The sequence below is a fragment of the Photobacterium aphoticum genome (assembly GCF_001029435.1).
GTDB lineage: Bacteria > Pseudomonadota > Gammaproteobacteria > Enterobacterales > Vibrionaceae > Photobacterium > Photobacterium aphoticum.
This window is the reverse complement of record NZ_LDOV01000040.1, coordinates 87,070-98,628: the sequence shown is the minus strand read 5'-3', so window position 1 is coordinate 98,628 and position 11,559 is coordinate 87,070. Positions and strand designations below refer to the sequence as shown.

Here is an 11,559-nt window from a genome sequence, read left to right as displayed (position 1 = left end):
CCGACTGAACTAAGGGGGAATTGTTTGTCGTTGCTTGCACCCTCTTCAAAAAGAGAAGAGTGGTGCCTCGAGGCGGAATCGAACCACCGACACGAGGATTTTCAATCCTCTGCTCTACCGACTGAGCTATCGAGGCAACGGAGCGCTATTAAACTGGTTTTCCGGTTTTCCGTCAACCTTTTTTTCAGAAAAATCGTCCCTGATTGTTTGTGTGCTGGCTTTTTGTACGCTCTTGCGTGTTATCGGGTGTTTCATGGTCGCTGCGCGTTGCGTGGCGTTATAACTTCCCTTGATTAAACGCTTTTTGGTAATTGGTGACTTTTTGCAAATAACGACGCGCTTCGGCTTTGGGGTGCTTGTGGGTGAGCGCCCAGTAGACCTGGTTGGGTTGTAATCGGTTCAAATTCGTCATGGCCTGATTGCGATCATGATGGAACGTTTTTAGTACGCCCCCTGTGCCCCCGTTATAGGCGGAAATCATGCTGTAGTGCAGCGACAGGGGATCTTTCACCGCTTTCAGGTAGCGATGACGCAGCAGGTAGAAGTACGCGGTGCCGGTGTCGATGTTATTGGCCGGATCAAATAAATACATCGGGCTTGGCTCGCCGCTGCGCTTTTTCACCAGCTTGAACACATCGGCGCCAGCGGTAGCCGGTACCACCTGCATCAGGCCGTAGGCATTGGCATGGCTGACCGCATAGGGGTTAAAACTGCTCTCGGTTTTGATGATGGCGTAGATCAGATCTTCGCTGATCCCGTAACGGCGGGATGCATCCCGTACAATGTGGGCGTATTTGTAGCCGCGTTTATCGGCGTGATCGGCCACCATGGGAATTTCTACATAATAGACCTGGTGAAAACGCTCCGCGCGCTTTTTTAGTTGGGTGGCAATCAGATGATCGGCAAAGCGGTTGGCGCGCCATGACCATTCAATCGGCTGTTTTTCGTTATCCAAAATCTGGCCATACAAAAACGGCTTGTCACCGAGTTCAATGGCGGAATCGGAGTACAAATCGACCCCGGCCGGGTTTTCCGGCGTGAGCAAGGTGGTGGTGATGGCACTTTTCAGGTGCTGGGTCGGATCGGTCTTGGCCACGGTTTCAACAATGACCACGCCACGCTCGAAATCCACATGGGCACGGCTTTGGTAGCCATCGGTGTATTTGACGTACTGACGTTTGCTGGCCACCAGGGCATCGTTTTCACCCCAGTAACGCTCTACCTGTCCGCTGAAACTGTTCATCAGTTGGTCTAAGGCTGCTGAATCTTTGGTGAGCTGGCCCGGTTGCGGCGCCAGGTTGTTGGCAAAGCGGTTAGTGGTGGTGTAGTCGACGTCGTACATTGACTCGACAAATTCACGGCTACAGCCACTGAGGGTGAGCAGGGCGCTCAGTGCAACCAACAGAGCAGGTTTTTTCATAAACGTTCAAACAGACAGGCAAAAAAAAGATCCCAAGTACGAGATCGTAAATGAGATCATTATCAATGTCTTTGTCCGTTCAGGCGAGAAAAATGCGCTACGCCATGGTGAAAACGTGATGGATTCAGGCGCCTGCCTTATTCGCTTGGCGGTGTGTAGCCGTCAATGATCACGTCCTGACCTTCAAACAGGAACTTCACCATTTCCGTTTCCAGCAGCTTACGGTGCTCTGGATCCATCATGTTCAGTTTCTTTTCGTTGATCAGCATGGTTTGCTTACCTTGCCATTCTGACCACGCTTCTTTTGAAATGTTGTCAAAAATACGCTTGCCTAGCTCACCCGGGTAAAGTTGGAAGTCCAGACCATCCGCTTCTTTTTTCAAGCGGGCACAAAAAACAGTACGGCTCATGAGGCGTTCCTTTCACTATGGTCCCCGGCATACGTGGCGGGGAAATTGTCATGCCGTAGTTATACCAGAGACCGAGAAAAGCGGCTAGAGCGTGGCGTGTTACAGCTGCGCTAACATTGCCAGTGTGATCGCAATCGAGTTATCCGCCGTGGCTTGTTTCAGTTTCGGATAATCCATGTGGGCCGAGCCGTCGGCTTTGTCAGAGATGGTGCGGATCACCACAAACGGTTTGTTGAACATGAAGGCCACCTGCGCCACGGCCGCTCCTTCCATTTCTACCGCCATCGCATTGAATTCGTTGCGTATCTCAGCGACGCGTTGCTTGTCAGCAATGAATTGATCGCCGGTGGCAATGATGCCGGTGAAAGCATGATCCTTACCGACCACTTTCTCAGCCGCTTGCTGAGCCAGTTGTACCAAGCGCGGATCGGCGTGGAACAGACGATCGTCAAAGCCATCCATCAGGCCCGGTTGGTTGCCAAACACGGTCAGATCCACATCGTGCTGCACTAAGGCATTAGAGACGACTACATCGGTCGGGCTGAGTTCAGGGGCTGCGGCACCAGCGATACCGGTGAAGATGAATTGCTCAGCCTTAAATTCACGGATCAACAGGGTGGTGGTGATTGCCGCGTTGACTTTGCCGACGCCAGAACGGGTCACTACCACAGGGTGGCCGCGCAGGGTACCGGTATGAAACGTATGTTGGCCGATCTGCACCGCTTTGTGTTGTTCAATTTCCGGGAGCAGGTTGTTCACTTCCACATCCATGGCGCCCACGATAGCAATCGTTTGCGTCGCGGAGGCAAAAAAAGAACATAACGTGAGCAGTGGAGCGAAAAAGAGAGAAAATTTAGACATATATAAGCTTCTCAGCAGCAAGAGGGAGATAATCGGTGCGATAATAACGGCTTTTATCTCAAGAGGGAATAGCCAGTGAAGGCGACTATTCCCCGCATTGTTTTACTGAGTGTGCTGAGCGTGTTTAGGACGCGTGAGCGAGGTGGTAGGCGAGGCTGTCCAAGATTTTTTGTACCGGAGCGGCTAAGCCTATCTTGGCCGGGTTGGTCAAGCTGTACCATTGTCCGGTACGCGATTCACCCTGCTCATCAGTCAGTGGTGAGGTAATGTTGCTCTTATCACTGAGGGTAAAGTGGATCGGCACGATATCCAGATGGTAATGGCTGAACGTGTGGCGGAAAGCCGTCAGTTGCTCCTGCGCCACAATGTGTGACTCGGCGGTTGTTCCCGCGCTGCCCAGTCGAGCATTAATCAGCGCCTCGAGCGCATCGGTGTCGTGTTGCGGGAAACACCACAGGCCGCCCCAGATCCCGCTTTGCGGACGTTGCTCCAGCCACACTTCATCCCCGCGCTGGAAAATGGCAAACCAGGTGTTTTTCTCTGGCAGGGTTTTCTTGGGTTTTTTCCCCGGGAAATCCGCCTGGCGACCGCTGGCTTTGGCTTGGCAAATTGTCGCGACAGGGCACAATTCACACTTGGGCTTGCTGCGGGTACAAATCATCGCGCCCATGTCCATCATGGCTTGGTTGTAACGCTCTACACCATTGGCCGGGGTATTGGTTTCCGCGATGCCCCATAAGGCGTTTTCAACCGGCTTTTTCCCCGGCCAGCCTTCGACAGCGTAGCAACGGGCCAGCGTGCGCTTGACGTTGCCGTCCAAAATCGGGTGATGCTGTTTGAGGGACAGCGACAGCACCGCGCCGGCGGTTGAGCGGCCGACACCCGGCAGCGCCATGACGGCTTCAATGTCGGTCGGGAAGATACCGTTGTGGTGATCCACAATGTGTTTGGCGGCTTTGTGCAGGTTGCGGGCGCGGGCGTAGTAGCCCAGCCCCGTCCACAGGTGCAGCACTTCATCTTGTTCGGCGGCGGCTAAGTCAGCCACGGTCGGGAAGCGGGCCATGAAACGCTCAAAGTAGGGGATCACCGTTGCGACCTGGGTTTGTTGCAGCATGATTTCCGACAGCCAGACTTTATACGGGGTCTTTTCTTGCTGCCAAGGCAGGGTTTTGCGGCCAAATTTGTCATACCACGCTAAAATGGCATCAGAGAAGGTATTCGTCACAGGCTAGGCTCATGTTGTGGACCGCATATCAGGCGGACCATGATGATAGGAAGCATAATTGGTTGTTGATTGCACCATAAACTGGGGCCGCTCGCAAACGATAGACTTGCACTTAGTCTGTAACTTTGGATAATGCCGTTCCGTTTCTTTTTTGTTTGGATTGTAAGCATGAGCGAAGTTTCAAAAAAGTCAGGTGACGTGACCCTGACTGAATTTACCGAAGACGGCAAACTGGTACGTAAGATCCGTAGCTTTGTGCGTCGTGAAGGCCGTTTAACCAAAGGCCAAGAAATGGCGATGGAAAAAAACTGGTCAGCAATGGGTATTGACTTCGCTCAGCAGATGCTGGACTGGAAAGAAGTGTACAACCGTGAAGCACCAGTGGTACTGGAAATCGGCTTCGGCATGGGTGCCTCTCTGGTTGAGATGGCAAAAAATGCCCCAGAGAAAAACTTCATCGGTATTGAAGTACACAGCCCTGGCGTAGGTGCGTGTCTGATGGCAGCTGAAGAAGCGGGTCTGACGAACCTTCGCGTAATGTGTCACGACGGCGTGGAAGTGTTTGAGCACATGATCCCAGACGGCAGCCTGGATTGCGTACAGCTGTTCTTCCCTGATCCATGGCACAAAGCGCGTCACCACAAGCGCCGTATCGTGCAGCCTGCGTTTGCTGAAATGCTACGTAAGAAGCTGAAAATCGGCGGTATCTTCCACATGGCAACTGACTGGGAAAACTACGCAGAGCACATGGTAGAAGTGATGAACGCGGCACCGGGTTACGCGAACACGGCGACAGACGGCGACTACATCGCGCGTCCTGAAGACCGCCCACTGACCAAATTTGAAGCCCGTGGCCACCGTTTGGGCCATGGCGTATGGGACATGAAGTACGCACGTACTGAATAAGTCCTCGCTGCCCCACGCGGGTATCGTTCCCGCGATATGACAGCATAGTGTTAAACAAGAAAGCCAACCTCGTGTTGGCTTTTTTACCCTTGGAGAACGTGTAATGAAGCCAACAGAACAGTTGCTTAATGAGATCCTCGATGAAGTCAGACCGCTGATCGGTCAGGGCAAGGTGGCGGACTATATTCCTGCGCTGGCAGAGGTCCCGCCCCATAAGCTGGGGATCGCGGTGTGTTACAACGACGGTGAGATCATTCAAGCCGGTGACTGTGAAGAAGGTTTCTCGATCCAGTCGATCTCCAAGGTACTGAGCCTGACGCTGGCGATGAGCCTGTACGAGCCGGAAGAGATCTGGCAGCGTGTCGGTAAAGAGCCGTCGGGTCATGCGTTTAACTCGATGATCCAGCTGGAGCTGGAAAACGGCATCCCGCGTAATCCGTTTATCAATGCCGGTGCGCTGGTGGTGTCAGATATGCTGCACAGCCGCTTGTCTGCGCCGCAGTACCGTATGCTGGAACTGGTGCGTGAACTGGCGTGTAACCCGCACATTATTTACGACAAAACGGTCGCCGCGTCTGAGATGCAGCACAGCGATCGCAATGCCTCGATTGCCTACCTGATGCGTTCGTTCGGTAACTTCCAAAATGAAGTGATGCCGGTGCTCAGCAATTACTTTAGCTATTGTGCACTGAAGATGAGTTGTGTGGATTTGGCTCGTACATTCAGCTACTTAGCAAATAAAGGGCTTCCTTTGGGCGCAAAAAAAACAATTGTCACCCAAACTCAGAGTAAGCAAATGAATGCATTACTGGCGACCTGTGGGTTATACGACGGCGCCGGGGAATTTGCTTACCGTGTGGGGATGCCAGGGAAATCTGGGGTCGGTGGCGGCATTGTCGCGATTGTACCGGGTGAGATGACCATTGCGGTGTGGTCGCCAGAGTTGGATCCTTCGGGCAACTCCTTGGCGGGCACCGCCGCCCTAGAATTACTCGCTGAGCGTATCGGACGTTCGATCTTTTAACGGGGCTGCCTTTTCTGGCATGGCGGCTTCTGCAATCAGGGAGAAGGCTATGCAGTATGAGCAGAGTGAAGCAGTCGGTGGTCGCTCGTGGTCGATCCGTCATGAGGCGATGGCGAACATAACGGGCAAGGTAACACGTGCCGTGAGTCAGGGTGTGTCAGGTGCCGTATTGGGCACGGTACTGGCTGTCTTCAGCGCACAGGCTCAACCGGTGTCGTCCACGCCGTCTGTTTCTGATGCAGGGAATACGGCCGAGTCCGCCTCTCTGTGTCAGCTCGAATGGCACAATACGATCAGCTTGCAAGATGACGTCCTGAGCATGGACTTGGGGAAAGAAACTTTTCAGGTGAAAGCCAGCGGGCAACTGTATTTCGGCATTCACAAAGTCAAACTCAATGAGGCGCAGATGGGGGCACTGGCCGACTACCATGCGTTCATGCGGGATGATTTGCCGTTCATGCTGTCGCGCTCTCAGTTGATTGATCAGGAAGTGTGTCAGCGCGTGGCGGCTCGCCAAGCCAAAGAGCATGAGATCCAGTCTTTGATCCCGGCATTAAAAACCTGGCAGACGGTGACCATCATTGAGTGAGCCAGACAAAGGCGGTGATTGGCGCTACGCCGCGCCATCACTCTCGTCATAAAAAAGAGCAGCCCTGAGCTGCTCTTTTTGTTTTCGTGACGGCAGGATTCTGCGCGCGAGACTCACTATCGAAAGAGAAGGCGTTAGTCGTCTTCATCCTCATCGACAAACGCGGCCAACAGATCGTTAAGGAACAGCTTGCCGTGTTCGGTGATCTGCCACTCTTCTCCGTTATCCACCAGATAGCCCTGCGCTAATGCCCAGTCAATCGGCTCGGCAATGGTGCTGAACGGTAAACCGGTACGCGCCGGGTAATCTTGTTTCGGGCACGCTTCCAGCAGACGGAATCGGTTCATGAAGAACTCGAACGGACGCTCGCTGTCCGGCACCTGCGTTTCCTGATCCAGATACGGCTTGCTCGGGTTGAGGTAGCCACGCGGGTGCTTCACTTTCACGGTACGGGTGATGGTGCCATCGGCAAAGCTGACTTTACCGTGGGCGCCACAGCCAATGCCCAGATAGTCACCAAAACGCCAGTAGTTGAGGTTATGACGGCATTGCTTGCCCGGTTTGCTGTAACCGGAGATCTCGTACTGCACATAACCGGCTTCCGCTAACAGCTGGTGGCCTTGCTCGAATATGTCCCACAGATCGTCATCATCCGGCAGTGTCGGCGGCTTAGAGTAGAACAGGGTGTTCGGCTCAATCGTCAACTGGTACCACGACAAGTGCGGCGGATTCAGCGCAATGGCTTGTTTCAGATCCGACAGGGCATCGTCCACGCTTTGATCCGGCAGGCCGTGCATCAGATCGATGTTGAAACTGTCCAAGCCTGCAGCCGTCGCACGCTCAGCGGCTTTGATCGCTTCATCACGGCCATGAATACGGCCTAAGCGGGTCAGCTTCTCATCCTGAAAACTCTGGATGCCGATCGAAATACGGTTCACGCCGGCGGCGCGGTAGCCATCAAAGCGACCGGCTTCGACCGTGCCCGGGTTGGCTTCCATGGTGATTTCAATGTCATCACTGAACGGAATGCGTTGCTGTACTGCCTGCAACAAGCGGCCAATTTCTTCCGGCGAGATCAGGCTCGGTGTCCCGCCGCCGATGAAAATACTGTGCAGCGGACGTTGCCCCTCATTCAGGCCATAAGCGGCCAGATCGATCTCCAGATCCTCAATCAGGGCATCGATGTAATCGAGCTCAGGGATCGCGGTTTTCAGGGCGTGCGAGTTGAAGTCACAGTACGGGCATTTCTGCACACACCAAGGAATATGGATATACAGGCTGAGTGGTGGTGGCACGAGCATGACTTATTTGTCCTTCAGGGCCGCAAACAGCTGCGCCAACGCCTGACCACGGTGGGACAGTTGCTTCTTGCGAGCAGGCTCTAGCTCGGCAGAGGCACACTGATCTTCCGGTACCCAGAAAATCGGATCGTAACCAAAACCGTTTGTGCCGTGGGCGTGCTCGGTGATGCTACCTTCCCATGTGCCGTGGCAAACCAATGGCGTCGGATCGTTTTCGTGGCGCATCATCACCAGTACACAGTGGAAGCGCGCAGTGCGTTGTTCCGCCGGTACGCCTGCCATTGCTGCCAGCAGTTTGTCGATGTTGGCCTGATCAGAGGCCTCTTCACCGGCATAGCGTGCAGAGTAAATGCCCGGCGCGCCCTTGAGGTAATCCACTTCCAGGCCAGAGTCATCCGCAATCGCAGGCAGGCCGGTTTCTTTGGCCGCATGGCGTGCTTTGATGATGGCGTTTTCAATGAAGGTGGTGCCGGTTTCCGCGACAGAAGAGACGTTGTAGTCACTTTGGGCAACCACATCAAAGCCAAAGTCAGCCAGCAGGCTTGCCATCTCTTTTACTTTGCCCTGATTACCCGTGGCCAGTACTAATTTGCTCATTGCGGTTCCTCGAAACATCGCTAGTCAATGGACGTACGCCCTCGCAAAGGGGGGCGTGAATGGGGCGCTATCTTATCCTACTGCGCCGAAAATAAAAGGGCGCCGTCGTTTGGGTTAATCGACGTAAAAGGTCTGCTGAAAATCAAGTGCGCCTTTGGTGCCTTGGCGGGAAATGTCGATGGTGAAGGTGAAACGCTCTTCGTTGGCATGTTTGATTTCGGCGATGTAGTAGATGGCGTTGCCTTCGCGGATCTCACGAAATGCCAGCTTCTTCTCATGGCCAATCAGGTTCTTGGCTTTGCCGGACACAAACGCCGCCACAGCCGGTTTACCGTCGGCCGCCGTATCAATCACAGTAATGTTGACCACGCCGTTGTAACGGCTGCGCTGGATTTGATATTGTTTGGCGATGTCGGGGGTGAGAAAGGTTGAGGGAAAGCTGGAGTAGTGCACTTCAAAGTCGCCGATTTTCGCAAACTGTTCGGCTTGCACGGGCAGGCTACACAGCAGGGTGGCAACGAAGCAGGCGCACAGGCGCGCGTATCGAGTCATAGCATTATCCTTATGATACTCACCACGCTGGGGGCGCCCTGTACAGCGGGGGCGAGGGTGGTGAGTGGGTTCCATTGAGTATAGCAATCAGCCCGTCTTCCTTGCGGGAGACGGGCTGAGGCTTTGTTGCTGCTAGCGCATGGCACGGTCGTCCGTGCGTACGGTTAGAGCAGGGCGGCGATAGTGTCCGGGATCACTTTCGGCGCTTCAATGCGCACCTGTTTGTGACGACCCAGCTCGCCTTTTTCAATCACCACATGACCTTTGGCGACGCGAAATTGTTTCGCGAGGTATTTGGTCAAGTGGGCATTGGCTTTGCCATCCACCGGCGGTGCGGTAATGGCAACTTTCAGTTCTTCCCCATGCAGCCCCACGAGCTGGTCACGGCTGGCTTTCGGCTGAATGTACAGGCGAATCACCAAGTCGTCCCCGTCCTTGCTCACGGCGCTGGTGGTCATAGCTGGAACCAGATAGGGCCGACCATGTCACCAATCAGGTAGTTGGCAAACTGCAGACCGATAAACAGCACCAGCACACTCAGATCCAGACCACCCATCGCTGGGATCACGCGGCGGATTGGTGCGGTCATTGGTTCAGTCAATTGGTGCATCACGTATTCAACCGGGCTGCGACCCTGGCTTACCCAGCTCAAGATAGCGCGCAGTAGCAGTACCCAGAACAGCAGGCCGCCGGCCGCTTTAAGCAGAGACAGGCCACCGATCCAGAACAGCTCAGGGGTAAACATCAGGCCACCGCCAACCACCAAGTTCAGGATCACGAATTTACCCATGCTCAGGATGTAGGCAAACAGCAGGGTCGCCACGTCCAGAGAGCCGATAGACGGGATCAAACGGCGCAGCGGGCCGACCACAGGTTGAGTGGCTTTGACCACGAATTGAGAGAACGGATTGTAGAAATCGGCCCTTGCCCACTGTAGCCAGATGCGCAGTAGCACGACCATGATGTACAGGTCAAACAGTGTGCTGACGAGAAAACCCATTGAATTCATATAGTAACCTTAAAATAATGTTTCCATCTCTTGAGCGCGGGCAACAGCAGCGCGCATCGCTTGGGCTACGGTATCACCAAGTTGGCGATCGTTAAAGGTACGGATCGCTTCTGCGGTGGTGCCGCCTTTGGATGTCACTTGTTCACGCAGGGTATCCAGCGCAACGTCCGGATTGGCCTTCACCAATTCGGCGGCGCCCAAAGCCGATTGTTGTACCAGCAAACGGGCTTGCTCCGGCGAAAAGCCTTGTGCAATGGCTTCGTTTTGCATCGCTTCCATGAACAGGAAGAAATACGCAGGGGCACTGCCGGCAGCGGCAATGATGCCGTTAATACCAGACTCTTGTTCCACCCAGCACACTTCACCCACTGCGCGCATCAGATCTTCGGCAAACTGGCGATCGGTGATGTTCAGATCCGGTGCTGCATACAGGCCGCTCATGCCCTTGCCGATCAGGGAAGGAGTATTGGGCATCACGCGCACCAGATTCAGGTGGGTGGCCAGCATTTCATTGAGGCGGGTGGCATTGATGCCAGCGGCAATGGAAATCACCAGCTTGCCTGAGAAATCGAGGATCTGCAGCGGGCGGCACACTTCTTCCATTAATTGTGGTTTGACCGCCAGTACCACCACGTCGGCCTGAGAGGCGGCGTCGAGGTTGTTGTCAGTGGTGTGGATACCGTAATCACGTGCCAGTGGTTCGCGGCGGGCAGGGCTTGGCGCAGTCGCGGTGATCTTATCTGGGGCATACCCGCTGGCGACAAGGCCGGCAATGATGGAGCGGGCCATGTTACCGGCGCCAATAAAGGCAATCGTACGTTGTTCCATGTTAAATCCTTACAAGCATGTCGGAGGCCAAAGAAAGGACACTGCCCTTCCTTGGCCAATTATACGTTTATCTTTTTGTTTTATAGCAGTATTGCAACGTCCTGTTACGCTTTTGTCGTGTAATCACGGGCGCCGAAAATGGCGGTGCCGATACGCACGATGGTACTGCCTGCCGCGACGGCCGCTTCCAAGTCACCGCTCATGCCCATCGACAGGGTATCCAGTTGCGGATGCTGGGCTTGCAGCGCGGTCATGGCATCACGCAGGCTGCTGAACGCGGCGAACTGACTGTCGTAATCGTCTGCTTTTTCCGGGATCGACATCAGGCCACGCAGCACCAGATTCGGCATTGCGGCCACTTCGGCAGCCAGGGCTTCGACTTCTGCGAAGTTCAGGCCGGATTTGCTGTCTTCACCGCTGGTGTTCACTTGCAATAATACATTGAGTGGCGGCAGGTGGGCGGGACGTTGCTCACTTAATCGACGGGCGATTTTTGCGCGGTCGATCGAGTGGACCCAATCAAAGTGCTCGGCAACCGGACGGGTCTTATTGGACTGAATTGGGCCAATGAAGTGCCAGGTGAGCGGTTCAGGGTAGGTTTTTTGTGCGAAATATTGGATTTTCTCCACCCCCTCCTGAACATAGTTTTCGCCAAAGGCATAATGGCCGGCAGCAATGGCTTCTTCGATAGCTGCAATAGGTTTTGTCTTGCTTACAGCCAAAAGTTGCACGGAACCTGCATTTCGACCGCATTTTTCTGTTGCAGTGTCAATCTGGGAGATGACCTGCACTATGTTTTGCTTGATACTATTCATAATTGATTCTTTGGGGAAAATT

The 11,559-nt window shown here is 54.2% G+C and carries 14 protein-coding genes and 1 tRNA gene; 3 read left to right on the top strand and 12 right to left on the bottom strand.

Features of this window, described 5'->3' with window-relative positions:
• Positions 1-60: 60 nt before the first annotated feature.
• The 5 genes from ABT58_RS20105 to mutY form a co-directional block, all read right to left on the bottom strand.
• Positions 61-136: transfer RNA gene (locus ABT58_RS20105), tRNA-Phe, on the bottom strand.
• A 141-nt stretch (positions 137-277) separates the two neighbouring features.
• Positions 278-1,420, bottom strand: a complete 1,143-nt coding sequence (mltC, locus tag ABT58_RS20100) for a membrane-bound lytic murein transglycosylase MltC (RefSeq protein WP_047876227.1) — start codon at positions 1,418-1,420, stop codon at positions 278-280.
• A gap of 137 nt (positions 1,421-1,557) precedes the next feature.
• Positions 1,558-1,830: an oxidative damage protection protein gene (locus ABT58_RS20095; RefSeq protein WP_047876226.1), complete on the bottom strand. Its 273-nt coding sequence runs from the start codon at positions 1,828-1,830 to the stop codon at positions 1,558-1,560.
• Positions 1,831-1,929: 99 nt separating this feature from the next.
• On the bottom strand, positions 1,930-2,691 hold the full coding sequence (locus tag ABT58_RS20090; protein WP_047876225.1) for a 5'-methylthioadenosine/adenosylhomocysteine nucleosidase: 762 nt from the start codon (positions 2,689-2,691) through the stop codon (positions 1,930-1,932).
• Positions 2,692-2,815: 124 nt separating this feature from the next.
• Entirely contained in the window at positions 2,816-3,916 is a 1,101-nt protein-coding gene (gene mutY, locus ABT58_RS20085) for an A/G-specific adenine glycosylase (RefSeq protein ID WP_047876224.1), read from the bottom strand.
• Between the two features lie 168 nt (positions 3,917-4,084).
• Between mutY and trmB the strand changes: the two genes are divergently transcribed.
• The 3 genes from trmB to ABT58_RS20070 all read left to right on the top strand — a co-directional run bounded on the left by trmB (position 4,085) and on the right by ABT58_RS20070 (position 6,435).
• Positions 4,085-4,822 (top strand): tRNA (guanosine(46)-N7)-methyltransferase TrmB, encoded by a 738-nt coding sequence (gene trmB, locus ABT58_RS20080; protein ID WP_047876223.1) that lies wholly within the window; start codon positions 4,085-4,087, stop codon positions 4,820-4,822.
• A 103-nt stretch (positions 4,823-4,925) separates the two neighbouring features.
• Positions 4,926-5,846, top strand: a complete 921-nt coding sequence (gene glsB / locus ABT58_RS20075; RefSeq protein ID WP_047876222.1) for a glutaminase B — start codon at positions 4,926-4,928, stop codon at positions 5,844-5,846.
• Positions 5,847-5,895: 49 nt separating this feature from the next.
• Entirely contained in the window at positions 5,896-6,435 is a 540-nt protein-coding gene (locus tag ABT58_RS20070) for a YggN family protein (RefSeq protein WP_053063145.1), read from the top strand.
• 134 nt (positions 6,436-6,569) lie between these two features.
• On the opposite strand, the gene hemW is transcribed toward ABT58_RS20070, so the two are convergent.
• The 7 genes from hemW to ABT58_RS20035 form a co-directional block, all read right to left on the bottom strand.
• A complete protein-coding gene (gene hemW, locus ABT58_RS20065) occupies positions 6,570-7,736 on the bottom strand; it encodes a radical SAM family heme chaperone HemW (RefSeq protein WP_047876221.1) in 1,167 nt (388 codons plus the stop codon).
• 3 nt (positions 7,737-7,739) lie between these two features.
• The gene (locus ABT58_RS20060; RefSeq protein WP_047876220.1) at positions 7,740-8,333 is read right to left on the bottom strand and encodes an XTP/dITP diphosphatase; all 594 of its coding nucleotides are present in this window, start codon (positions 8,331-8,333) and stop codon (positions 7,740-7,742) included.
• Between the two features lie 114 nt (positions 8,334-8,447).
• Entirely contained in the window at positions 8,448-8,885 is a 438-nt protein-coding gene (locus ABT58_RS20055; protein ID WP_047876219.1) for a DUF4426 domain-containing protein, read from the bottom strand.
• Positions 8,886-9,049: 164 nt separating this feature from the next.
• A complete protein-coding gene (gene yggU, locus ABT58_RS20050; RefSeq protein ID WP_082211179.1) occupies positions 9,050-9,343 on the bottom strand; it encodes a DUF167 family protein YggU in 294 nt (97 codons plus the stop codon).
• Positions 9,340-9,894: a YggT family protein gene (locus ABT58_RS20045; protein ID WP_047876217.1), complete on the bottom strand. Its 555-nt coding sequence runs from the start codon at positions 9,892-9,894 to the stop codon at positions 9,340-9,342. Before ABT58_RS20045 ends, yggU begins: the two co-directional genes overlap by 4 nt.
• A 9-nt stretch (positions 9,895-9,903) precedes the next feature.
• Positions 9,904-10,722: a pyrroline-5-carboxylate reductase gene (gene proC / locus ABT58_RS20040; RefSeq protein ID WP_047876216.1), complete on the bottom strand. Its 819-nt coding sequence runs from the start codon at positions 10,720-10,722 to the stop codon at positions 9,904-9,906.
• A gap of 104 nt (positions 10,723-10,826) precedes the next feature.
• On the bottom strand, positions 10,827-11,537 hold the full coding sequence (locus ABT58_RS20035; RefSeq protein ID WP_047876215.1) for a YggS family pyridoxal phosphate-dependent enzyme: 711 nt from the start codon (positions 11,535-11,537) through the stop codon (positions 10,827-10,829).
• Positions 11,538-11,559: the final 22 nt, after the last annotated feature.